A 25,499-nucleotide genomic window follows, 5' to 3' on the forward strand; every position below is an offset into this window, starting at 1 on the left:
GAAGGCAAAGGTTAAAAGCATTAAACTTTTAGTAGTTAAAAACTAGAAGAAATTGGCAAAATTGCCAGCACAGAAAGAAGGAGAAATAAAATGAAGTTATTTGTTGACACTGGAAAAATTGAGGACATTAAGAAGGCTAACGATCTTGGAGTAATCTGTGGAGTTACTACAAACCCATCTTTGATTGCTAAGGAAGGTGGACGTAGCCAGGAAGAAATCCTTAAGGAAATCGCATCTATCGTAGATGGACCTATCTCAGGCGAGGTAAAGGCAACAACTGTTGATGCAGAAGGTATGATTAAAGAGGGCCGTGAGATTGCAGCAATGCATCCAAACATGGTAGTAAAGATTCCTATGACTGCAGAAGGTCTTAAGGCTGTAAAGGTTCTTTCAGCTGAGGGCATCAAGACAAACGTTACATTAATCTTTTCTGCAAACCAGGCAATTCTTGCAGCTAATGCAGGTGCTTCTTATGTATCTCCATTCCTTGGAAGATTGGATGATATCAACATGCCAGGTATCGACCTTATCCGCGACATCGCAGAAATCTTTGATATCTATGGATATGATACAGAAATCATCGCTGCATCAGTTCGTAACCCAATCCACGTTACAGACTGCGCTCTTGCAGGTGCTCACATCGCAACAGTACCATACAACGTAATCGAGCAGATGATTAATCATCCACTTACAACTGCTGGCATAGAAAAATTCCAGAAAGATTACATTGCAGTATTCGGAGAGTAATCTCTCGCCTGTTACATCCACAAGCCTACTGATTTCTCCGCTCGATGGAATATCTCGCTTGAGAAATAGTAGAGCTTGTGAATTACAGGCTATTTGTACTGGGATGTAATAATCTATTATTACGGTATTGGGGGAATTTACACATGAATATTAATGAGATAATTGCTGAGGGCAAGAAGACAGCCCTTGGTATTGAGTTTGGCTCGACAAGAATCAAAGCAGTTCTCGTTGATGAGGAGAATAAGGTTTTGGCTCAGGGGGATCATGAATGGGAGAATCATTTAGATAATGGTATTTGGACATATCCTCTTGATGAAGTGTGGGCTGGACTTCAGGATTGCTATGCAAAGCTTAAAAAAGATGTAAACGACAAATATGATGTTAAGCTTACAAAGATTGGTGCCATCGGATTTTCAGCTATGATGCATGGCTATCTTGCATTTGATAAGAATGATAATCTTTTGGTTCCATTTAGAACATGGAGAAATACTATCACAGGAGAGGCAGCAGCAGAGCTTAGCAAAGAGCTCAACTTCAACATGCCTCAGCGCTGGAGTATTTCACATTATTATCAGTGCATCCTTAACAAGGAGCCACATGTAAAAGATGTTGCATACTTCATGACACTTGCTTGCTATGTTCATTTCAAGATGACAGGCAAGAAGGTAGCAGGTGTTGGTGAAGCATCTGGTATGTTCCCTATCGATTCAAAAACATGCCAGTATGACACAGCAATGCTTGAAAAGTTCAACAAGCTTGCAGCTGCCCATGGTGTTACTACAAAGGTAGAGGATTTAATGCCAGCTGTTCTTGTGGCAGGTGATGATGCAGGAACACTTACAGAGGAAGGTGCAAAGCTTCTTGATCCAACAGGAGAGCTTGAGCCAGGCTGCCCACTTGCTCCACCAGAAGGAGATGCAGGTACAGGTATGGTTGCAACAAATGCAGTTTCAGCAGGCACAGGAAACGTATCTGCTGGTACATCAGTATTCTCTATGGTAGTTTTGGACAAGCCATTATCAAAGCCTTACGAGGAAATTGATATGGTTACAACTCCTACTGGAGAAGCAGTTGCAATGGTTCACTGCAACAACTGTACATCTGACTTAAATGCATGGGTTGGAATCTTTAAAGAGTTCGCAGATGCATTTGGAATGGATGTTTCAATGAACGATATTTATGGAACACTTTATCGCAAGGCTCTTACAGAAGATGCAAACTGCGGTGGCGTTGTTTCGTTCAACTATTTTGGTGGCGAGCCTGTTGTTAATGTAAACGAAGGTCGTCCGATGGTAGTTAGACAACCAGATGCCAAGTTTAGTCTTGCAAACTTCATGCGCTCAAATCTTTACGGTGCACTTGGAGTATTAAAGATTGGTAATGATATTCTTCTTAAGGAAGAGCATGTGCCTATCAAGTCTATTACAGGCCACGGCGGATTCTTCAAGACAAAGGGTGTTGGTCAGTCTGTTCTTGCAGCAGCGCTCAACGCACCTATCACTGTAATGGCTACAGCAGGCGAAGGTGGTGCCTGGGGTATGGCTGTTCTTGCAAATTATCTTCTTCGTGAGGACAAGAGCAAGAAGTTACAGGATTACCTTGATGAAAACGTATTTGCAGGTCAGGAATCTACAACAATGGAGCCAGATGCTGATATGGTAAAGGGTTACGATGAGTGGATGGTTGACTACCGCAAGGCACTTAAGGCTGAGGCATGCGCAGTGGAGGAATGGAGATAATGTTAGAAGAATTAAAAAAGCAGGTTTATGAGGCAAACATGGAGCTTCCTAAGCGTGGGCTTGTTACGTATACTTGGGGCAATGTTTCTGGAATCGACAGAGAGTCTGGAATATTTGCAATTAAGCCATCAGGTGTAGAATACGATGAGCTTAAGCCTGAGGATATGGTGCTTGTAAATCTTGATGGAGAGGTAGTAGAAGGCAAATATAAGCCTAGTTCAGATACTGCTACACATGTTGAGCTTTACAAAAAGTATGAAAACATCGGTGGTGTGGTTCATACACATTCTACATACGCAGTAGCTTGGGCACAGGCAGGAAGAGATATTCCTTTATATGGAACAACTCATGCAGATTATTTCTGCGGACCAATCCCATGTACAAGAAACCTTACTCCAGAAGAAATCGATGAAGCATACGAAGTAAACACTGGAAAAGTAATCATCGAAACATTCGAAGAGCGTGGCGTTAATACAAAGTATGTGCCAGGCGTTATCTGCAAGAATCATGGCCCATTCACATGGGGCAAGGATGCAGACCAGGCAGTATACAACGCAGTAGTACTTGAAGAAGTTGCAAAGATGGCACTCCTCACAGAGCAGGTTAACCCAAAGGTTGAGCCAGCTCCAGATTGCATCAGAGATAAGCACTTCAATCGTAAGCACGGAGCAAATGCTTATTATGGACAGAACTAAATAAAACCAAAATATATGGCAGTCTAGAGAATTACTCTAGGCTGCCATTTTTGATTCGATATTAACTTATTTTTGAGCGAAATATTCATTTGCACTGAGAGGATGACGGACTTCATTCAATATTCTGAATTGTGAAGGCGGGCATCCTGTGCTTTTTTTGAATGCCCTTGTGAATGCATTACAACTTGCAAAGCCGGCTTGATACGAGATATCAGTCACTGTTAACTCAGGGTTAGACAAAAGGGTGACGGCATAATTAATGCGGGCTTGCTGCAGGTATTGATAAAAGGTCATTCCTGTATAATCGCTAAATATTCTTTCAAAGTGGTACTTACTAAATCCGGCATAGGAAGCTACTTTTTCAAGCGTGAGCTCCTCTGTAAAATGTTCGGTAATATAAGCGCATGCTTTATCTAATGAGTCATAATTTTTTAGAGCGGCATGAGATGAAGAAGACTCAGAAGATCTGAAGAGATTAATATTTTTCCCACAGAAAGCAATAAACTTCATCAGCGTTGCGTAAATCTCTAGCTCATCATATGGCGCTAATTCTGTAAATGCTATTACATCATCCATTTCTTCTTCATGTATGTGGACTGGTGGAGCAGAACCAAAATAAACCTCCATTATTTCATTTATACAATTACACAGGTAATCGTAAATATCACTAGGACAGGTTGCTTTTTTTATATGAAGAGCTGGATACATAAGATAGAATGCTCTATCGATTTCTTTGAATGAGCCCAAGCCAGACATATCCGCCTGAATATAGACTCTGTTTCCCGGTGATAGAGAGTAAATTTCATGAAGAACGGTTGGGCAGATTAAAAGAATATCATCTATATCTACATAATATTCCTGGTTGGCACAAACAACTCTGTAAGGAGCTTCTTTTGGCCAGATAATCTCAATATCTGTGTGCCAGTGTGCAGGAAAATCAGCATGTAAACGGTTAATAAAAAACCTTAGACTGGTGTTAACTTTGTGCTGTACAGTTTCTTTCGTACTATCATGATGTCTACTCATAAATTATCCCCCTTTTTTACGAAAGCAATCATAGGTTACACAAATTCTTTTATTTGGAGATTATAACACATATATTGCTATGAACGAGGGCAAAAAGTGGCATATTGTAATGGCAAATTATTGACCAATTAAAAAGGCGTTGTATAAAGTGCATATATAGAATAGCAATTATGGTGTGGTGAATAGCAATTATGCACAGGAAAAAATGTGGGGATTAATATACAATTTGTCATAAGAAAGAAGCAAGGGGATGCTTCAAAGAGCTAAAAGCAATATAGAAGGAGGATATTGTATGAACAAAAAAAGGGTTTTTAGCGCTATCTTAGCGGCAGCATTGACAGTTTCAACGTTTGTTGGATGCGGTGATTCTTCTTCAAGTAATACACCTGCAGTAAACACAGGTGCTAAGCAGACTGATGGAAAGAATCTTCCAGAACTTACAACTGAGCCAATGGAAATCGTCCTTTGGGACATCGCTACAGATGAGCCAGCAAAGAGTACGCAGGAAGGCGCTGTACAGAGATTTATGGCAGACTATCCAAATATAAAGGTAACTCAAGTTCATCAACAGAATGATAACTATAAGCAGCAGCTTGTAGTTGCTATGAGTTCAGGACAGGCTCCTAACATTTATGTACATTGGGGCGGCGGTCCAATGGCAGAGTATTATAAATCAGGATTTGCTAATGATATTACTGATATGTATGCAAAGTATGATCACCCTGATTTCATCGATGCAGCAGTTGCACAGTCAACATATGATGGCAAGATGCTTGCTATTCCATTTGGTGGACTTTCAGGTTGTGATATTTTCTACAACAAGACAATATTTGAAGAGCTTAACCTTGAGGTTCCAGAGACAATCGATGAGCTCGAAGAAGTATGTGACACTCTTAAGGCAAACGATATTACACCATTCGCACTTGCAAATGCATCTAAGTGGACAGGTTCTATGTACTATATGTACCTTGTAGCACGTCATTCAGGAAATGCTGAATTCGATGCAGCATATACACAGGAAAATGGTGGTTCATTTACAAGTGATGCATTTATCTATGCAGGTACAAAGATTCAGGATTGGGTAAAGAAGGGATACTTCCCAGATGGTGTTAACTCACTTTCAGCTGATGACAACCAGGATAGAGCACTTATTTATGATGGTTCTGCTGCAATGATGCTTCACGGTGCATGGCAGGTATCAGGAATCAAAGCTGATAACGAAGAATGGTACAACGAAAATATCGGTGTATTTAGATTCCCAGAAGATTCAGAAGCAAAAGCTAAGGGCGTTCCTCAGGATGTAGAAATCGGTACAGCAATCGGTATGGGATTAAGCTTTAATTGCTACAAGGAAGATGGCTCTGTAGATCAGGATATGCTTGATGCATGTTATGTACTAGCAACACAGTACTACAATGATGATACATACAATAATGATCAGATTTCTACAGGTACACTTCCATCAATCAAGGGTATGGAAGATACAATTGATGATCCAAACATGAGAATCATCACAGATGTATTCTTCGATGCATCAAACGTACAGTTATGGTATGACCAGTACTTACCAGCTTCTGTAACAGAAGTACACAAGAATTGTATGACAGAATTATTTGGGCTAGAAAAGACTCCTGAAGAAATTGGTCAGGAACAGGATGCGGCGATGCAGAAGGCTATTGCTGAACAATGATAAACGACTGCTGATAATAATTTAAAAAACTGCCCACAGTAATTTGCTCTGTGGGCGGTTTTTGCTAAAAGCGGCAGGAAGGAGATAATGTGAGAAAAGAAAAACAATATAGTCTCAAGCAGGCTAAGGCCAGAAGTACAGCTCAAGCTGCTACAGTATTTTTATTACCAGCTCTTTTGCTTATAGCAATTTTTATAGTATATCCGGTTATTGATACCTTTATTATTAGTGGATACAAATGGAATGGTATTTCTTCAGACAAAGTATTTATAGGATTAGACAATTGGAAAACGCTTATTCATGATGAAATGTTTTGGAAATCATTTGAACATAACATCATAGTTATGGTTTTCTCAATTCTATTACAGATACCTCTTGGAATGCTTCTTGCTACATTTTTGGATGCAGGTGGCAAGAAATTTAATTTATTCAAGGTTATTTGGTTCCTTCCATATTTGATGAGTTCGGTTGCAATTGCATTTTTGTTTACCTACGCGCTTGCTACTAATGGAGGTATGGTATCTTCACTTGCTACCATCATTCATGGAAAAAAGGTAACCGTAGATTTGCTTGGAACAGCACCCAATGCGTTGTTTACAGTCATTGGTGTAATGGCTTGGCAATTTACACCATTTTATATGGTTTATTTTATAGCTGGATATGGAAATATCGATACTACCATTTACGAAGCAGCCGTCATTGATGGGGCAACCAGATGGCAGTATATAAAGCATATTGCAATACCTCTACTTGCACCTATTTTCAAAACAGCATGCATCATGTCTTTAATAGGTTCACTTAAGTACTTTGATATGATTTGGAACATGACCCAGGGTGGTCCAGCTGGTTCCACAGAACTTATGGCTACATATATGTATAAGCTGTCATTCCAACAGTTTAGTATGGGCTATGGTTCTACAGTAGCAGCGGGAATGTTTATCCTCATAACCGCTATTGCACTGCTTTTCAACAAAGTATTCAAGGCTAAGGAGGTTTATTAATTATGACAAAGGAGCAATTAAAATCAAAGATTGCCTGGGGCGTGGCTATATTCTTTGCTTGCATAATGTTGGTATTAACGCTTACACCATTTTTCTTCATGATAATGAATTCTTTCCGTAAGCAGTTTGACATGTTGCAGCAGGGCGTATTTCATTTACCTCACCCATGGTATTTTGATAATTATATAAATGTTGTTAAAAATGGTTTCTTTGGATATTTCTTACGAAGTGTCATTGTAGTTGGGATTTCATTGGCGTTAATGCTGATTATTTCTGCATTTGCCGCATATCCACTATCAAGAATGAACTTTAAGCTGAATCCATTAATCTATGCCACAATAGTTGCTATGATGTCAGTTCCAATGCACGTAACATTGATTCCTATTTTCAAACTGACAACAGCCATAGGTTTTTATGATTCCTTAAAAGCATTAATAGGACCATACGTTGCGTTTGCCCTTCCAATGTCGGTTTTCATTTTGACAGCATTTATGAAAACTATTCCAAAGGAGGTAGAGGAATCTGCAGAAATTGATGGATGCAATCGTTTTCAGAATTTCTTTAAGATAATACTTCCGCTTTCAAAATCAGGTTTGTCTACGCTAGCTATTTACAATGGCGTTTCAATGTGGAATGAGTTTGCTTTTGCAAATACATTGCTGATTACACCAGCAAAAAAGACACTACCACTTGCGCTTGGACAGTTTAAAGGAGAGCACTCCCTTGATATACCAATTATCCTGGCAGTTCTGACCTTGTCTGTTTTACCTATGATTATTCTATTTATAGTATTTCAAGATAAACTTGTAAAAGGCATGATGGCAGGAGCGGTTAAAGGATAAAGGGAGAATAATATGACAATATACGTAGATGTAAATGCTAAACATGATGGCAACGGAACAGAAAAGTTGCCTTTTAGAAGAATAAATGAAGCCGCAAAGATAGCCGTCCCAGGGGATGAAATTCTGGTGGCACCGGGAGTTTATAGAGAATATGTAGACCCTATAAATGCAGGACTGGAAAACGCACCAATAGCCTATAAAAGTGTTGAGCCACTTGGTGCTGTAATCACTGGAGCTGAAAAGCTAAAAGGCTGGGTAAAATACAAGGATGATGTGTGGACAGCCAAAGTGAAAAACAGCATCTTTGGTGGATACAATCCATATACGACTTTGGTATATGGTGATTGGTATTTTGCAACTCCAAACAAACACACAGGATGTGTCTGGTTAAATGACGAGGCTTTATATGAGGCAGTGAGTATTGAGGAATGCCTTGAAGGTGGAGTATACAAGTGCTCTTGGGTACCGGAAAAATCAAAAAGAAAATGGTTTGCGTGCCAGAACGATGCACTTGATGAGACTATTTTTTATGTGAATTTTGGCGGAGCGGATCCTAATAAGGAAAATGTTGAAATCACAGTAAGACGTGAATGTTTCATGCCAAGTAAAGAGGGAGTTAATTATATTACTGTTAGTGGTTTCAATATCAATAAGGCTGCAACAACATGGGCTCCTCCAGCAGCATATCAGGATGGTATGATTTCACCTCATTGGAGCAAAGGCTGGATAATTGAGGATTGCGATATCTGGGGTAGCAAATGCGCGGGCATTTGTGTAGGTCGCTACTTTGATCCAGAAAACAGTAATTTTTATACAACTAAGCATGTTAAAAGTCCTACTCAGATGGAGCGTGATTCTGTATGTCGTGGACAGTATTATGGTTGGTTGAAAGAGAAAATCGGTGGCCATATAATTCGTCGAAACAATATTCATCATTGTGAACAAGGTGGAATTATCGGTCGTATGGGCGGTGTATTTAGTATCATCGAAGATAATCACATTCACCATATCAACAATATGATGGAGCTTGGCGGTGCTGAGATTGCAGGAATAAAAATGCACGCTGCAATTGATGTTATTATGAGACGTAACCACATTCACCACTGCACAATGGGAATCTGGTGCGACTGGGAAGCACAGGGCACAAGAATCACTCAGAATTTGTTGCACGATAATCAGTGTCCTGAATTTGCAGAGCAGCTTAAAGGTGGCATGACTTGCCAGGATATATTTGTTGAGGTTGGTCATGGACCAACACTTATCGACAATAATATTCTTTTATCAGATGTTTCTTTGAGAATAGCTACACAGGGTGTTGCCATGGTTCATAACCTTTGCGCAGGCTCCTTCACATATGTAGGCGATGGAACAACTTGGAGATACACTCCTTATCACATGCCGCATCGAACTGAAGTGATGGGATTCATGACAATTCTTCATGGCGATGATCGTATTTATAATAATATCTTCATTCAAAAGTGGTCATCAAAGGATTTGGAACTTTTAAATGATTCAGACCCAACAAAGAAATATGTTGAGAATCGAAAGGTTGGTACCTATTGTTTCGATGAATATCCTACCTATGACCAGTGGATAGAGATGTTTGATATGGACGAGGTATATCCTAATATGATGAAACACGAAGATGCGCACTTTGCACATCTTCCAGTATGGATTGATGGAAATGCATATTTTGAAGGTGCAAAGCCATGGAAGAATGAAAAGAATGCTTTTGTTGAGGAATCAGAAAAAGCTTATGTAGATGTAGTTGAAAAAGATGGCGGATATTTCCTTGATACTAATATTTTTGATTTAATCGAGGACTTCAAGGTAGATATGATTTCAACAGATACATTAGGAAAAGCTTTTGAGCCACAGCAAAAATTTGAAAATCCTGATGGAACACCAATTATATTTAATTATGATTTTGCTGGCAATCATCGTACAGCGGCGATTATGCCAGGACCATTCGCTACAAAGGAATTAGCAAAAGAAAGACTGATGTAAATACATTAGGGAGTCTCTATTTTTTAGAGGCTCCTTTTTCATTGTATAAAATTTAATTGTTGACAAATACCCCATAGGGGTATATTATCGTCTTAACAAAGATGATACCCCTCGGGGGTATATAAAGGAGTACTAATTATGGGAAATAAGGACGAATTAATAGAGGAAACTTGCGAATGCTGTTGCTCTGGCAAGCACAAAAGTCGCGAGGATAAAGAATTTAAGGATTTGATGAATCGCCTGAAAAGAATTGAGGGACAGGTTCGCGGAGTGGAAAGTATGCTTGAGAAGGATGCCTATTGCACAGATATTCTCATGCAGGTTTCTGCCATTACATCAGCTCTCAATAGCTTCAACAAGGTTTTGCTTGCAAATCATGTAAAGACATGCGTTGCAGACAACATCCGCAATGGTGATGAAGAGGTGGTAGACGAGCTTGTAACGGTTCTTCAAAAGCTAATGAAATAAGGATGGTGTTATATGGAACAATATAATGTGACAGGCATGAGCTGCGCGGCATGTCAGGCTAGGGTGGAAAAAGCTGTATCCGCAGTTCCTGGCGTGGATAGCTGTGCAGTGAGCCTTCTTACGAATTCAATGGGAGTCGAAGGAAATGCAGATGCAGCGGCAATCATAAAGGCTGTAGAAAATGCAGGTTATGGTGCCAGCTTAAAGGCAGATGGTTCTGCAGGAGCAAGTGCCTCAGTGCCAAATTATGATAATGAGCTTGCAGACACCGAGACTCCAAAGATCAGAAATAGGCTGATTGCTTCAGTGATACTACTGATTCCTCTTATGTATGTGTCGATGGGGCACATGCTTTGGGATTGGCCACTGCCAGGTTTTCTGGATGGAAATCATATCGCTATGGGATTGTATGAAATGCTTCTTACAATCGGAATTATGGTTATCAATCAAAAATTTTTCGTCAGTGGATTTAAAGGACTTATTCATGGCGCACCAAATATGGATACCTTGGTAGCCCTTGGTGCAACAGCATCCTTTGGATACAGTGTATTTGCTTTATTTGCAATGACATCAGCTATGGTTGCTGGCGATATGGATAAAGTCATGGACTACATGATGGAGTTTTACTTTGAATCAGCGGCTACAATCCTGACACTCATTACTGTTGGTAAGCTGTTAGAGTCTATTTCCAAGGGACGTACCACAGATGCCCTGAAGGATTTGATGAAGCTTGCAGCCAAGACCGCAGTTGTATTAAAGGATGGAGTAGAAACAGAAGTCCCTATTGAGCAGGTCAAAATCGGAGATAGATTTGTTGTAAAGCCTGGGGACAACATTCCGGTGGATGGAATCGTTGTGGATGGTAGCAGTGCAGTAAACGAATCCGCCCTTACAGGTGAAAGCATTCCTGTAGATAAGTCGGTTGGTGATTCAGTTTCAGCAGCTACAAGCAATGAAAGTGGATATATGGTATGTGAAGCCACAAGAGTTGGAAAGGACACAACCCTTTCTCAGATTATTCAGATGGTTAGTGATGCGGCAGCCACAAAGGCTCCAATTGCTAAAATCGCAGACAAAGTTTCGGGAGTATTTGTTCCAACAGTTATCGTAATTGCGATAATCACTTTTATAGTGTGGATGCTTGTTGGACAGCCTGTAGGCTATGCTCTTGCTAGAGCAATTTCAGTCCTTGTAATCAGTTGCCCATGTGCTCTTGGTCTTGCTACGCCGGTTGCCATTATGGTAGGAAATGGCATGGGCGCCAAGAATGGCATCATGTTTAAGACAGCTGTTTCTTTGGAAGAGACAGGAAAGGTGCAGATTGTAGCCCTTGATAAAACAGGTACAATCACAAAAGGTGAGCCAAAGGTTGTTGGAATCTTTGAGGCCGAGGATGTGGATGATGTGGATCTTCTTAGAGTGGCATTTGCGGTGGAGAACAAATCAGAGCATCCCCTTGCTAAAGCTATTGTAGAAAATGGCCTTGAAAATGGTATGGAGCCAGCCGAGGTTACAGATTTTAAGGTTCTATCTGGAAATGGAATCACAGCTATTTTGGATGGAGAGGAAGTCTACGGAGGAAACCTAGAGCTTATCAAGCAGCATGCTAATGTTGGTACTGAAATAGTAGAGCTTGCAGATAGATTAGCTGAAAAGGGCGAGACTCCATTATTCTTTGCCAAGAATGGCAAGTATCTTGGAATCATATCAGTTGCAGATGTTATAAAGGAAGATTCGCCAGAGGCTATCGCACATCTTAAGAATCTTGGTATCCACGTGGTAATGCTTACTGGTGACAATGAAAAGACCGCAGCAGCTATTGCAGCTGAGGCAGGTGTAGATGAAGTTGTTGCAGGCGTAAAGCCGGACGGCAAAGAGGAAGTAATCCGAGCATTGCAGCAGTATGGTAAGGTTGCCATGGTAGGAGATGGAATCAATGATGCGCCAGCTCTTACACGTGCCGATATGGGAATTGCCATTGGTGCAGGTACAGATGTTGCTATTGATGCAGCAGATGTAGTTCTTATGAAGAGTAGACTTTCAGATGTGGCAGCAGCAATCAGACTCAGCCGCGCGACTTTACGTAATATTCATGAGAATCTATTCTGGGCATTCTTCTACAATGTTATTGGAATACCACTTGCAGCAGGTGCATATATACATGCATTCGGCTGGACATTGAATCCAATGTTTGGCGCAGCGGCAATGAGCTTATCAAGCTTCTGCGTTGTAACAAATGCATTGCGTTTAAATCTATTTAAAATGCACGACCACACTAGAGATAAGGCATTAAAGAATTCACTTGGTCATGAAAAATTATTAGTTAACAGCCAGCACTCAAAAGCTGGAGAAATAAAGGAGGACAAATCAACAATGGAAATTACAGTTAATGGAATGATGTGCGCTCACTGCGAAGCACACGTGAAGGAAGCCCTTGAGAAAATCAACGGAGTAGATGAGGCTACAGCAAATCATGAGGCAAACCTTGTTACACTTAAGACTTCAGCTGATGTTGCTGAGGCAGACCTCAAGGCTGCAGTAGAATCCGCAGGCTACGAGTTTGTAGGAATTAAATAAGAAAATAAATGAAGAGGCCAGACTATTGTCTGGTCTCTTTTGTGTTTCAACCTGCTCGACACATCATATCTGCCAAGTTATTTCAGTCAAGGGCAAGCCTTCGGAGCTTCGCTCCCTTGACTTCATAACTTTTGGCAGATAAATGTTAGTCAAGCAGGTTTGAAACTTGGATTGCGGCGAAGCCACAAGTCATCACTGGGGGACTACTGCCTAGAATAAAAAATAAGAAATAGGCAGTAGTTTTCAAGGCCAGTGTGGCGTAACTAGGCGACATTCCTAATGATAAGTTGATTAGTATTTAGCATACAAAAGTATTTCAATCTTATCTGTCCCCAAATACCAAAAAGGCTACTGCCTAATCTAGCAAAATCTAGTTTAGGCAGTAGTCTCTTAAAAAGTTATGCCACACTAAGGATTTCTTCCTTAAGGCATTAGGGGGATCAGAAATAATAGATTGCAAAAATGGAAGATATATGTTTAAAGAGGCAGGTTTATGATTATTACTGAAGATGTTGAGCTTTGGAAATGTCAGATAAATTATAAACAAAATATAAAATAATTATAAATTATTAGCACTCGTACTTGACGAGTGCTAATTTTAGGTTTATAACATAATCACAAAGAGGAACAAAAGAAGTTCTTCTTTAACCACATTAACAATCAGGCTCAAAGAAGCCCGTAAATAAAAGGAGGTAAGTATTATGTTAATGCCTAGTATTTTATCAAATGATTTTATGGATGATTTCTTTGGAGTACCACGTGTCACAGGATTCGGAAGAAATTTCGATAATGACTTCTCAAGAATGATGACAACAGATGTAAAAGAAACCGAAAACGGTTATCAAGTAGATATGAATCTTCCAGGATTCTCCAAGGAAGATATCAAAGCTGAGTTGAAAGATGGATATCTTACAATCAAAGCAGAAACAAATCAGAACAACGACAGTCAGGACGATGACGGCAACTACATCCGCCGCGAGCGCTACACTGGTTCTTGCAGCAGAAGCTTCTATGTAGGTGATAACATCACACAGGAAGATATTCATGCAGCATTCAAGGATGGAGTTCTTACTTTAAGCGTACCTAAGAAGGAAGAAATTCCTCAGAAAGATGAAACAAAATATATAGCTATTGAAGGATAGCTTGAACTTTCAAAGGCCTCTCCAAATCAGGAGAGGCCTTCATTTTATTTACTCCATTTTTCAAACTCAGCGTCGGTACATTTTACATAGTGAGTTCCACCCACTAAATGCTCCGTTCCCTCATTATAATTGATACCCGAAGTTTTATAATCGTAAGTCAATGCTACGCGATTTTTCTCAACCACAGGATTTGGTTCTGGGATGGCAGAGAGAAGACTTTTTGTGTAAGGATGGATTGGATTTGAAAAAATCTCCTCTGTGGTGCCAGTTTCTAGCAAGTGGCCTAGGTGAAGTACGCCGATGCGGTCGGAGATGTACTTTACCATTGAAAGGTCGTGAGCAATGAAAAGATAAGCGGCACCTGTTTCGGCCTGTATATCTTTCATAAGGTTTACAACCTGAGCCTGGATAGAAACATCAAGGGCAGAAATACATTCGTCGGCAATAATCAGCTTTGGATTCATGATCAAAGCTCTGGCGATGCCTACACGCTGTCTCTGTCCACCAGAAAACTGATGAGGATATCTAGAAGCGTGCTCTGGAGCAAGCCCAACTTTTGCAAGAATCTCCTTAATCTTTTTATCACGTTCTGCTTTTGATGAGTAGGTGTGATGAATGTCTAATCCTTCCCCGATGATGTCCTCAACCTTTTTTCTAGGATTAAGAGAAGACATAGGATCCTGGAAAATCATCTGCATCTGTGTACGAAGCATGGTTTTGTCGCTTCTAGAAAGATGACCAGTGATGTCAGTATCGTTAAAGGTAATCTTTCCATCGGTTGGATTGTACAATCTGATTACAGAGCGGCCGATAGTAGATTTACCTGAGCCTGATTCTCCAACCAAGCCATAGGTTTCACCAGGGTAGATTTCAAATGAAACACCTTCTACAGCTTTTACGGTATAGTTGTTGCTAACTTTGAAATGCTGCTTTAAATTTTCAACCTTCAAAAGAGGCTCTGCATTATAGTTCGCTGTCATATTTACTTGCCTCCTTCTTCATTCTATCTAGTCTTTCACGAAGCTCTGTAGGCATTTCAACCTTTGGAGCACGTGGGTCAAGCAACCATGTGGCTGCAAAATGATTCTTTGTAATCTGGAACATTGGTGGCTCTTCAATGTCGTCAATTTCAAGTGCAAATCTGTTACGAGGAGAGAATGCATCTCCTTTGACTTCGTGTAAAAGATTTGGTGGAGAACCAGGAATTGTGTATAACCTGTCGTCGTCTGTTTCCAAATCAGGCATAGCAGATAAAAGTCCCCATGTGTATGGATGTTTTGGGTCGTAGAAGACTTCGTTTGTCAGGCCCTTTTCAATTATCTTTCCTGCGTACATTACGTTGACGTAGTCAGCAACCTTAGCAACAACACCTAAGTCGTGGGTGATGTAAATAACAGAGATGCCTCTTTCTTTTTGCACCTTTTTGATAAGCTCTATGATTTTCGCCTGGATTGTAACATCCAAAGCAGTAGTAGGCTCATCGCAGATTAAAAGATTAGGGTCACATGATAATGCGATAGCAATAACAACACGCTGACGCATACCACCTGAAAGCTGATGAGGATACTGTTTCATTCGCTTTTCAGCATCTTCAATACCAACTTCCTTTAAAAGCGAAACGGCTTTCATATAAGCAAGGTCTTTACTTAGTTTTGTATGAAGAAGGATTCCCTCAACAAGCTGTTTACCTATATTCATGGTAGGGTCCAATGATGTCATTGGATCCTGGAATACCATTGCGATTCGTTTTCCGTTGATGTGTTTTCTAAGCCATTTTTTATCCTTCTCAAGGATATCCACAGTTCCTAATTCGCCATCTTCGTTTGTGTAAGTGAAATCAATTTGGCCACTGTTAACAACCGCATTTTTTGCAAGAATTCCCATAGCGGCTTTCATTGTAACTGATTTTCCAGAACCAGATTCTCCAACGATTGCTACAGTTTCACCGCGCTCCAAATCAAAGTCGATTCCGCGGATGGCGTGTACCATACCTGCACTTGTCTTGAAAGAAATGTCCAGGTTTTTTACATTTAAAATTACGTCTGCCATATCTCCCTCCTACATTTCTTTCATTTTTGGATCGAAGGCTTCACGAAGGCCATCGCCAAGTAAGTTAAAGCTAAGCATCAACAGTGCCATTATGATAATTGGTGGAATAATCTGATATGGATGGGTTGTAAATGAATCGTAGCCATCTGAAATCAGTGAACCAAGTGAACACTGTGGTACAGGAATTCCAAGACCTACGAAGCTAAGGAAAGCTTCAGTAAAAATAGCTGTAGGAATTGAGAACATTACCTGTGTGATGATTGGTCCAATAATATTTGGCAGAACTTCTTTAAAGATAATGAAGAAGCTGCCGGCACCAAGAGTTCTTGATGCGAGAACAAATTCCTGCTCTTTAAGTTTAAGCATTTCTGCACGTGCGATTCGGCTCATACCAACCCACTCAGTAAGCATTAATGCAAAAATAATTGTAATCATACCTGGTCTTAAGATAAGAAGCAGAAGTGTAACAATTACAAGTCTTGGAATACCATTCCAAATCTCTAGCAAACGCTGCATTACCATATCAACGGCACCACCAAAGAAGCCGGAGATAAGACCGTAGCTCATACCGATAATCATATCGATAAGGGCAGCAGCAACAGCGATGATAAGCGATACTCGGGCGCCTGACCAACAACGAGTCCAAAGGTCACGACCGTACATGTCGCTGCCAAACCAGTAGTACAAATCATCATGGCCGCCAGCTTCATATTGATTGATTTCCTTGCTACCTGTTGTGGTGCTAAGTGTTTCTGTTCCGTCAAGAATGCCAAGGTTTTCGAGGCCAGGAACACGTGGTGCAAAGTTTTTTTGAGTAAGCTCCTGTGTTGAGTAATCATACTCGGTCATGCCTGGGCCAACGATGGCAAAAAATACAATAAGAATAATGAAGATAAGTCCGACCACAGCGCTTTTCTTGTGGAAGAAACGATGTCTGACTTCCTTCCAAAAGCTTTGTGAAGCATAGTTGGAATCGATATTGATATCTTCATTTTGCTTTTTTAAAACAAAGTATGCATCCATCTTAGTCGCCCTCCTTTCCAAGTCTGATTCGTGGATCGATTATGCCGTAAAGAATATCCACAACCAGCATTACGAAAATGTAGAGAGCAGAGTAGATAAAACTTAAAGCGATTACTACGTTATAATCATTTGATTGAATTGCATTTACAAGCAAGCTTCCTACACCAGGAATAGCAAAAATCTTTTCTACAACAAGAGAACCGGTCATAAGGTCAACTACAAGTGGCGCAAGAACAGTGATGATAGGAATCAAAGCATTTCGTAGAGCATGTTTGATGATAATCTGACTGCTTGTCAGTCCTTTACTTTCTGCAAAAAGCATGTATTCACTGCCTAATACTTCAATCATTTCACTGCGGGTGAATCTGGCAATTGTTGCCATGGTAAACATCGATAATGCAACTGAAGGCATAATGCTGGAATTCAGCGCATCTGCAGTGTTGTAAAGCATTGGGAATACCTTCCACTTGAAACCAAGGTTGTATGAAAGAGCTAAAGCAAATACGTAGGATGGAACTGACACACCAATTACTGAAATGATGGTGCAGATAGTATCCAAAACAGTATCCCGCTTTAGTGCTGCAATCAGACCAAGAATCAGGCCCACTATAGCGCCTAATGCTACTGCGAAGAAACCAATGTTGATTGAAATTGGAAGTCTTGATTGGATAAGTTGAGAAATTGGAGTATTTTTGGAAATATTGTAGCTTACTCCGAAGTCTCCTCTTAGCATGTTGACTACATATCTTCCAAATTGAATTACAATTGGTTGATCCAGTCCATACTTCGCGTACAAGACGGTACGCTGATCATCTGAAAGTTTTTCGTCATTGAATGGCGAACCTGGCATCAAGTGCATCAAAATGAATAGCACTAGAACGATTGCCAAGAGAGTAAGAATAGATGTAAGAACCCTCTTTAGTATGTATTTTTTCATATTACATATCCTTCCCTTTTAAATTTTTACTTAGGGAGCTCAGCTATAAATTCTGAGCTCCAAAGTAAGAATTTAATTCCTATTAGTTCTTTGTTGTGTTCTTGTAAACTCTGTTAAGAGCAACTGGATGGAAGTCAATTCCTGAAACATTAGATGAAACCATCTGTGCATTTGCTGCTGTGTAGATTGGGAAGATAACTGCTTCTTCCATAACAATCTGCTCTGCATCGTAAAGTCTATCTCGTCTAGCATCAATCTCTGTGCAAAGGTCACCAGTTGTGCACTCATCAAGAATTGCATCGTACTCAGCATTTGACCAGAAACCGTAGTTGTTAGGGTTGTCTGTGTACCACATTCCAAGATATGTCATTGGATCATCGTAGTCAGGTCCCCATCTTGTAAGACCAAGTTCGTAGTTACCTTCCTGAAGATCAGATACACGCTGCTTCTTTGGCTCTGTTGTGATGTTTACTGTGAGTCCTGGAAGAGTAGTTTCCCATTCTTCCTTAAGAACTGTAGCAACCTTTGCAGGTGCATCATCCTCATCAGCTACAAGCTCAAGAGTAAGCTCTGTGATACCAAGTTCATCAAGACCTGCCTGCCAGTACTCAGCTGCAGCAGCTGCATCGTCACGGCAGTAATCCTTAAACAGTTCCTGATCAGCAGAGAAGTCAGCAGAGAAGTCACGTGGGATTGCTGTGTATGTTGGAAGTGAGCCATCCTTTAAAACATCAGCTGTAACAGATTCTCTGTTGATTGCCATTGTAAGAGCAAGTCTAATGTTGAGGTTTGTAAGCTCTGGAACTTCTTTGATGTTCGGAGTTACATACCATAAGTAACCAGCACCGATTGACTGGAACTCAGGATCGTCTTCAACCTGGTCAACCTGATCACCGTTTACAAGTGTGATATCTAAATCACCTGTCTGATAGCTCATGAGAGCTGTCTGTGAATCCTGAATTACCTGATATGAAAGACCTGAAAGTGAAACAGAAGCTGCATCGTAGTAGTCCTCATTCTTTGTAAGATGGAATGCTGTTGCAGCTGGCTCGTAGCTATCAAGTACGAAAGCACCGTTTGCAAGAACTGTCTCAGGGCTTGTTGCAAATGTATCACCACATTCGTTGAAGAAAGCTTCGTTTACAGGATAGAATGTTGGGAAATACATAAGTGAAAGGAAATATGAAACAGGAACATTGAGCTGAACCTCAAGTGTCTTGTCGTCAACAGCTGTAACTCCAAGCTCTGACTTATCCTTTTCACCAGCAATGATTTCTGCTGCGTTTACAATCTGGCCGATGTCTGAAAGCATGTAAGAATACTCAGATGCTACTTCAGGATCTACTGCACGCTGCCAAGCAAATACGAAATCCTGTGCTGTTACAGGCTCGCCGTTTGACCAGTTGGCATCATCGCGAATCTTGAATGTGTAAGTAAGGCCGTCATCTGAAAGCTCATAGCTTTCTGCTAAAGCGTTGATTGGATTTCCATCAGAATCCATCTGCATAAGGCCATCTGTGTAGTCAGCGATTACTTCGAAAGAAGTACCGTCTGTTGCCTGCTGTGGATCAAGTGATTCAACAGCAGTTTCGATCATTACATTCAGGTCAGTTGATGTAGAAGCAGTAGATGCAGAGCCTGTTGATGCTGTATCTGCACTAGAATTTCCACAGCCTGCTAACCCAGCAACCATTGTGGCTGCAAGAACTAAAGCAAGTAGTTTTTTCTTCATAAGTTCATCCTCCTTAGGTTATTAAATTTGGGCTTGCTTTTCTTCTTTAGAGAACTAAAGTGTATTGGCAAAAAAAACAATGAAGCTCTACCTAATTGTTAGCACTTCATTGTACTTGCGTCGAATTATAGCACAATACTTTAGTAGTTTAAAGAGGAAAATTAAAATTAATTTTAAGTAAATTTGATAATTAGTTATAGAAATATTTAATATAAAAAATATTAAACTTGTATAAACCCCAATATTTAATTTTAGTATAATTTAATAAAATTGCTACAAGGTATAGTATTACTATGTACAGAAGGTACTATATGTGCTAGTATACTAAAAGGGGGAGATTAAAATTATGGAAACAACAGATATTTTATTTAGAACGCATTTAAATTATCAAATTGAAGCTAATAGCGATGAGGAGCAAGTCCGGCAAGTCACGCGGGACGAAATCGAAAACATTGACCTACATCGCTGTACTTTCTTTGACTTCAAAACTTTTCTTACTTACATTCGAGACAATTACCCAGATTATTATTTTAGTGATGCTGCTATCGAGGCAGTTAAGCCAACAGGCTTTAATGAAAATGAAAAATATGATTTTGTATCTTTGACAGACTATGCAAAGCATACAGCCATCACTATTGGCAATATGACTTTATTTAATGAGTTGCAAAAGCTTGCTAGTGCGATTGAACTGCTTAATGTCAAACAATACGATTTTGATCCGCAGCCACCAGTATACGAAGAATTAGGAAGCTGTGTAGTTGGTGGAGCCAATATTGATGCATATAAATTGACTGCATATTTACATGAAAGCAGCACCAAGGAAAGACCTATTGTTGCGGTTCGTTCATATTCGATTGGTACGAAGACATATTTACTGAATCCAGATATTATAGATATTTATTCTATCTATAAGCCTAATGCCACACTAATTGAGACTTTTGCTTACATGTGTTACGAAGATTATCGTCAGCATCGTACATCGCAATCTTTTGATAGACTTCTAATTAGTGGGGATGTAGATGTAGAAAGTCTGGAAGACATGTATTCAACACATTATGACTTACGCGTTTATGATAGACAAAACTAAAGAAATCTAAAATAATTATTAATTATTAGCACTCGGACTTGTCGAGTGCTAATTTTTGTGTTAGAACATAATTACAAGATAAATAACGGGTGGAGGTGAGATTATGAACATCCAAAAATTTACACAAAAATCAATCGAAGCAATTAATGCATGCGAAAAAATAGCCATGGATTATGGCAATCAGGAGATAGAGCAGGAGCATTTATTGATGGCGTTGCTACGTCAGGAAAATGGATTGATTCCATCATTGATTAGCAAGATGGACATCGATGTGGAGCAATTCAAAAATGCTGTAGATGCGGCACTTCAAGCCAGAGTAAAGGTCCAGGGCGGTGAACTTAGAGTAGGTCAGCATCTCAATTATGTTCTTACTTATGCTGAGGACGAAGCTAAATCAATGCGAGATAGCTACGTTTCTGTTGAGCATTTGATGCTTGCTATGATTAAAAAGCCAAGCATACCTATCAAGAATATTTTCAAGGCATTCAATATTACAAGGGATTCATTCCTTGCAGTGCTTGCAACTGTCAGAGGAAATCAAACCGTAAATACGGATAATCCAGAGGCAACCTACGACACACTTGAAAAATATGGATACGATTTGGTAGAGAGAGCAAGAGAAAACAAGCTGGATCCTGTAATCGGTCGTGATGAAGAAATTAGAAATGTCATCAGAATTCTTAGCCGCAAGACAAAGAACAATCCAGTACTTATAGGTGAGCCTGGTGTTGGTAAGACAGCGGTAGTAGAGGGCTTGGCTCAGCGTATTGTCAGAGGTGATGTGCCTGAAGCACTTAAAAACAAAAAGGTATTTTCACTTGAGATTGGCTCAATGATTGCAGGTGCCAAATATCAGGGTGAGTTTGAGGAAAGGTTGAAAGCTGTTCTTGATGAGATTAAAAACTCTGATGGAGAAATCATTCTTTTCATAGATGAGCTTCATACGATTATTGGTGCTGGAAAAAATGGTAACGGTGGTCTTGATGCAGGAAATATGCTTAAGCCAATGCTTGCACGTGGTGAGCTTCATTGCATCGGTGCCACAACCCTTGATGAATACCGCGAGTACATTGAAAAGGATGCTGCTCTTGAAAGACGTTTCCAGCCTGTAATGGTTGATGAGCCAACAGTTGAAGACACAATCTCTATTCTTAGAGGTCTTAAGGAACGCTACGAAGTATTCCATGGAGTAAAGATTACCGATGGCGCATTAGTTAGTGCAGCAACACTTTCTAACAGATACATCTCCGACAGATTCCTTCCAGATAAGGCTATCGACCTTGTGGATGAGGCTTGCGCACTTATCAAAACAGAGCTTGATTCTATGCCAGCTGAAATGGATGAGATGAATCGAAGAGTTATGCAGTTGGAAATTGAGGAAGCTGCTCTTAAGAAAGAGACAGACAGATTATCTCAGGAGCGACTTGCAGATTTACAAAAGGAATTGTCAGAGCTTCGTGATGAATACAACACAAAGAAAGCTGCATGGGATAATGAGAAAAAGCTTGTTGAGGATGTAGCTAAAATCAAAGAAGAGCTTGATGATGTGCAGGGCCAGATAAAGGTTGCACAGCAGAAATACGATTTGGAAGAGGCTGCAAAGCTTCAGTATGGTAAGCTTCCAGAGCTTGAGGCAAGACTTGCAGAAGCAGAAGAAAAACTTAAAGCTAGAGATACAGGCTTGGTTCATGAAAATGTTTCAGAGGAAGAAATTGCAAGAATCATTTCAAGATGGACAGGTATTCCTGTAGCAAAGCTTAATGAAACAGAGCGCAGCAAGACTCTTCATCTTGATGAGGAATTGCACAAACGAGTTATGGGACAGGATGAGGCTGTAAAGCTTGTGTCAGAAGCTATAATTCGTTCAAAGGCAGGAATAAAGGACCCAAGCAAGCCAATCGGTTCATTCCTTTTCCTAGGTCCTACAGGTGTTGGTAAAACAGAGCTTGCAAAGACATTAGCTCAGGCACTATTTGATGATGAAAACGCCATGGTTCGTCTTGATATGTCGGAGTATATGGAAAAGTTTAGCGTCAGCAGATTAATAGGAGCACCTCCAGGATATGTAGGATATGACGAGGGCGGTCAGCTTACAGAGGCAGTTCGCCGTAAACCATATTCGGTAGTACTTTTTGATGAAGTGGAAAAAGCACATCCTGATGTATTCAATGTTTTATTGCAGGTACTTGATGATGGTCGAATCACCGATTCACAAGGCCGTACAGTTGATTTCAAAAATACAATTATTATTCTAACCAGCAACATCGGCTCTCAGTATTTGCTTGAGGGAATCGATGAAAATACTGGTGAAATCACCCAAGCGACAAATGATTTGGTAATGAATGATTTGAGAAATTCATTTAGACCAGAGTTTTTAAATCGACTGGACGAAATCATCATGTTCAAGCCACTTACAAAGAACAATATTGGCGGAATAGTAGATTTGATTATGGCTGAATTGAATGGTAGACTTGAAGACAGACAGCTAAAAATCGAACTTACTCCAGCAGCAAAGCAGTTCGTCATTGATCAGGGCTACGATCCAGTATATGGCGCTCGTCCTCTTCGCAGATACATTCAGAAAAATGTGGAGACTATGGCAGCTAAAATCATACTTGCAGGAGACATAAGCGAAGGTTCAACTATCACAATTGATTCAGATGGAACCAAGCTGTTTAGTTAACACACAGGAGGATAATGTATTATGTCATTTCAAACATTCATGTTTAAGTATATGGCAGCAAAGGGGGACAAAAAGAGGGATTCAACATTGAAAGTACCAGATGATATTCAACTTGAAACAAACATCAACTATCTTGGAAACAGCGATAAATACAACCTTTTAGATGTTTATTTCAAGAAGGGCACAAATGAAATTCAACCAACAATTGTCAGTATTCATGGCGGTGGATATATCTACGGCACAAAGGAGATTTACAAACACTATTGTGTATATCTTGCAGGCCTTGGATTCACAGTTGTGAATTTCAACTATCATTTGGCACCTAAGGCCAAGTTCCCATCTCAGCTTAGTGAAATCAATCAAGTGATGCAGTGGATGGTGAAAAATGCAGCCCAGTACAATATTGATATTAACAATGTATTCTTAGTGGGAGATTCTGCTGGAGCACAGATGTGCAGCCACTATGCAGCTATCTTCACAAATCCAGAGTATGAAAAGCTATTTCCATTCAGCACTCCACAGGAAATAAAGGTTAGGGCTATTGCTCTCAATTGTGGAATGTATAAATTTGGCCTTGAAGCAGGTGGAAAGGGAAATGAAAAATTCACTCAGGATTTGTACAACATGTATGTTGGAAGAGACGATGATGAAGTAAAGAAACAGCTTGATGTGTTAGGTCACATTACTGAAAACTTCCCACCAGCCTATGTTATGACATCCTACTATGATTTCCTAAAAGCTAATGCAGAGCCTATGTACAATTTCCTTAAGGACAAGGGAATCGATACAGAATGGAAGCTTTATGGAGCGGAAGGTCAGGAATACATGGGACATGTGTGTCATGTCAATATGAATCTTGAAGAGGCAAAACAAATCAACCAAGATGAGGTTGCTTTCTTCAAAAAGTATATAAAATAAAGGATTCCACTTATTTAGTGGAATCCCTGTATATAACATCAGTTTCGATGTATGTTTTCTTATATGGCATAAGAGGATTTGCAATTCTAGAAAGAAGAATTTCTGCAGCTGTGTACCCCATAGAACTGCTATGGATTTTAACGGTTGTGAGGCTTGGCTCTAAAAGGGCTGCCTCAGGGGCATCATCAAAGCCACACACCTTTACATCTGCAGGAGCATCCTTGCCTAACAATCTAAGAGCCTTTAAAACCGACATTGCCAAGAAGTCGTTAGCACAGAAGAACAAATCTGGCATGGTTTTAAGGGCTTTTATTTGTTCACTAAGCCATATAACATCTGAATATGGGCAACTGTCATCCTCTAATATGCAGTTTGCTGTATCTATATTAATTCCTCTATCTGCAAGAACAGACACGTATGCTTGCCATCTCTCAAAGAATGATTGGCAGTGGAAACGGTCACCTACGAAAGAGACATTCTTGCAGTCTTTTTTTATCAGAGTATCAAGCATGTGATAAGAGCTTGATAGATTTTCCATATACAAAACATCTGCATTGATATCGCAGCGATGGGAGATGGGGCTATCTATGAATAGAAGAGGTATGTTTTGCTTACACAAGAACTCGCTGTACTTTTCGGAAAAAAGCTCTATACATAGAATGCCGGCAATATTATTAATGTTGAGATTGCTAGGGAAACATAGATTGTCTATTTCATAATCTCTGATAATGTTGATGGTTAATTTGTAACCAAGGCTATCGATTTTGTGCTGGAATGCTTCTAAAAGCTTGGTTCCAGAGTGAGAGTAGCCAGGGAAGGAATGTGTAAATAGTGCAATTTCAGTTTTTCCATCTGAAGCAGGTACATTTGCACTCACTGCACCATTGTACATGGCTCTTGAATCAGGCATACTAAATTGCTTATATCCCATTGAAATGGCAGTTTGGCATATTTGATTTCGTGTTTCTTCTGAAACATTTCCTGTATTATTAAGGGCTCTTGAAACAGTATTTCGTGACAATCCAAGAGCGTCTGCAATTTCTTGTAAAGTAACCCTTTTACTCATAATAGTCTCCTAAATTTAATCTAATATCAATCATACTTGAAGGTTATAAATGTGTCAATTGTAACATTTT

At 39.9% G+C, this 25,499-nt stretch carries 20 protein-coding genes; 13 read left to right on the forward strand and 7 right to left on the reverse strand.

All coding sequences use genetic code 11. From position 1 onward, the window contains the following. Positions 1 to 90: 90 nt before the first annotated feature. The 3 genes from fsa (at position 91) to CRN97_RS09515 (ending at position 3,181) form a co-directional block, all read left to right on the forward strand. Entirely contained in the window at positions 91 to 747 is a 657-nt protein-coding gene (fsa, locus tag CRN97_RS09505; protein ID WP_074790165.1) for a fructose-6-phosphate aldolase, read from the forward strand. Positions 748 to 890: 143 nt separating this feature from the next. Next, positions 891 to 2,486, forward strand: coding sequence for a xylulokinase (locus tag CRN97_RS09510; RefSeq protein WP_097076709.1), 1,596 nt, complete (start codon positions 891 to 893; stop codon positions 2,484 to 2,486). Further along, positions 2,486 to 3,181 (forward strand): L-ribulose-5-phosphate 4-epimerase, encoded by a 696-nt coding sequence (locus CRN97_RS09515; protein ID WP_097076710.1) that lies wholly within the window; start codon positions 2,486 to 2,488, stop codon positions 3,179 to 3,181. Before CRN97_RS09510 ends, CRN97_RS09515 begins: the two co-directional genes overlap by 1 nt. 66 nt (positions 3,182 to 3,247) lie before the next feature. Here the strand turns inward: CRN97_RS09515 and CRN97_RS09520 are convergent, their stop codons facing one another. Continuing rightward, positions 3,248 to 4,207: a helix-turn-helix transcriptional regulator gene (locus tag CRN97_RS09520; protein WP_097076711.1), complete on the reverse strand. Its 960-nt coding sequence runs from the start codon at positions 4,205 to 4,207 to the stop codon at positions 3,248 to 3,250. A 292-nt stretch (positions 4,208 to 4,499) separates the two neighbouring features. On the opposite strand from CRN97_RS09520, the gene CRN97_RS09525 reads away from it, so the two are divergent. The 7 genes from CRN97_RS09525 to CRN97_RS09555 all read left to right on the forward strand — a co-directional run bounded on the left by CRN97_RS09525 (position 4,500) and on the right by CRN97_RS09555 (position 13,934). Continuing rightward, positions 4,500 to 5,897 carry an extracellular solute-binding protein gene (locus CRN97_RS09525; protein WP_179670731.1) on the forward strand — a complete coding sequence of 466 codons (1,398 nt, stop codon included), beginning with the start codon at positions 4,500 to 4,502 and terminating at the stop codon, positions 5,895 to 5,897. 89 nt (positions 5,898 to 5,986) lie between these two features. Continuing rightward, a complete protein-coding gene (locus CRN97_RS09530) occupies positions 5,987 to 6,898 on the forward strand; it encodes a carbohydrate ABC transporter permease (RefSeq protein WP_097076713.1) in 912 nt (303 codons plus the stop codon). A gap of 2 nt (positions 6,899 to 6,900) precedes the next feature. Then, positions 6,901 to 7,740, forward strand: a complete 840-nt coding sequence (locus CRN97_RS09535) for a carbohydrate ABC transporter permease (RefSeq protein ID WP_097076714.1) — start codon at positions 6,901 to 6,903, stop codon at positions 7,738 to 7,740. 12 nt (positions 7,741 to 7,752) lie between these two features. Then, positions 7,753 to 9,747, forward strand: coding sequence for a right-handed parallel beta-helix repeat-containing protein (locus CRN97_RS09540; protein ID WP_097076715.1), 1,995 nt, complete (start codon positions 7,753 to 7,755; stop codon positions 9,745 to 9,747). A gap of 138 nt (positions 9,748 to 9,885) precedes the next feature. Next, the gene (locus CRN97_RS09545; protein ID WP_177175699.1) at positions 9,886 to 10,215 is read left to right on the forward strand and encodes a metal-sensing transcriptional repressor; all 330 of its coding nucleotides are present in this window, start codon (positions 9,886 to 9,888) and stop codon (positions 10,213 to 10,215) included. Between the two features lie 12 nt (positions 10,216 to 10,227). Next, the gene (locus CRN97_RS09550) at positions 10,228 to 12,792 is read left to right on the forward strand and encodes a heavy metal translocating P-type ATPase (protein WP_097076716.1); all 2,565 of its coding nucleotides are present in this window, start codon (positions 10,228 to 10,230) and stop codon (positions 12,790 to 12,792) included. A 701-nt stretch (positions 12,793 to 13,493) separates the two neighbouring features. Continuing rightward, on the forward strand, positions 13,494 to 13,934 hold the full coding sequence (locus CRN97_RS09555) for an Hsp20/alpha crystallin family protein (protein ID WP_090395318.1): 441 nt from the start codon (positions 13,494 to 13,496) through the stop codon (positions 13,932 to 13,934). A 44-nt stretch (positions 13,935 to 13,978) separates the two neighbouring features. Here the strand turns inward: CRN97_RS09555 and CRN97_RS09560 are convergent, their stop codons facing one another. The 5 genes from CRN97_RS09560 to CRN97_RS09580 all read right to left on the reverse strand — a co-directional run bounded on the left by CRN97_RS09560 (position 13,979) and on the right by CRN97_RS09580 (position 19,675). Continuing rightward, a complete protein-coding gene (locus CRN97_RS09560; protein ID WP_097076717.1) occupies positions 13,979 to 14,914 on the reverse strand; it encodes an ABC transporter ATP-binding protein in 936 nt (311 codons plus the stop codon). Continuing rightward, positions 14,898 to 15,983, reverse strand: coding sequence for an ABC transporter ATP-binding protein (locus tag CRN97_RS09565; RefSeq protein ID WP_074790182.1), 1,086 nt, complete (start codon positions 15,981 to 15,983; stop codon positions 14,898 to 14,900). The genes CRN97_RS09560 and CRN97_RS09565 overlap by 17 nt, the downstream gene beginning before the upstream one ends. A 9-nt stretch (positions 15,984 to 15,992) precedes the next feature. Beyond that, a complete protein-coding gene (locus CRN97_RS09570; protein WP_044935979.1) occupies positions 15,993 to 17,006 on the reverse strand; it encodes an ABC transporter permease in 1,014 nt (337 codons plus the stop codon). Between the two features lies 1 nt (position 17,007). Further along, a complete protein-coding gene (locus CRN97_RS09575) occupies positions 17,008 to 17,943 on the reverse strand; it encodes an ABC transporter permease (RefSeq protein WP_097076718.1) in 936 nt (311 codons plus the stop codon). Positions 17,944 to 18,025: 82 nt separating this feature from the next. After that, positions 18,026 to 19,675 (reverse strand): peptide ABC transporter substrate-binding protein, encoded by a 1,650-nt coding sequence (locus CRN97_RS09580; RefSeq protein WP_097076719.1) that lies wholly within the window; start codon positions 19,673 to 19,675, stop codon positions 18,026 to 18,028. Between the two features lie 346 nt (positions 19,676 to 20,021). Between CRN97_RS09580 and CRN97_RS09585 the strand changes: the two genes are divergently transcribed. The 3 genes from CRN97_RS09585 (at position 20,022) to CRN97_RS09595 (ending at position 24,363) form a co-directional block, all read left to right on the forward strand. Then, positions 20,022 to 20,762 carry a hypothetical protein gene (locus CRN97_RS09585; RefSeq protein WP_097076720.1) on the forward strand — a complete coding sequence of 247 codons (741 nt, stop codon included), beginning with the start codon at positions 20,022 to 20,024 and terminating at the stop codon, positions 20,760 to 20,762. Positions 20,763 to 20,865: 103 nt separating this feature from the next. After that, entirely contained in the window at positions 20,866 to 23,445 is a 2,580-nt protein-coding gene (gene clpB, locus CRN97_RS09590; protein ID WP_097076721.1) for an ATP-dependent chaperone ClpB, read from the forward strand. A gap of 21 nt (positions 23,446 to 23,466) precedes the next feature. Next, positions 23,467 to 24,363, forward strand: coding sequence for an alpha/beta hydrolase (locus CRN97_RS09595; protein WP_097076722.1), 897 nt, complete (start codon positions 23,467 to 23,469; stop codon positions 24,361 to 24,363). Between the two features lie 10 nt (positions 24,364 to 24,373). Here CRN97_RS09595 and CRN97_RS09600 read toward each other — a convergent pair whose 3' ends face one another. Then, positions 24,374 to 25,429 carry a LacI family DNA-binding transcriptional regulator gene (locus CRN97_RS09600; protein WP_097076723.1) on the reverse strand — a complete coding sequence of 352 codons (1,056 nt, stop codon included), beginning with the start codon at positions 25,427 to 25,429 and terminating at the stop codon, positions 24,374 to 24,376. Positions 25,430 to 25,499: the final 70 nt, after the last annotated feature.

Source organism: Pseudobutyrivibrio ruminis DSM 9787, assembly GCF_900218035.1.
Classification (GTDB): domain Bacteria; phylum Bacillota; class Clostridia; order Lachnospirales; family Lachnospiraceae; genus Pseudobutyrivibrio; species Pseudobutyrivibrio ruminis.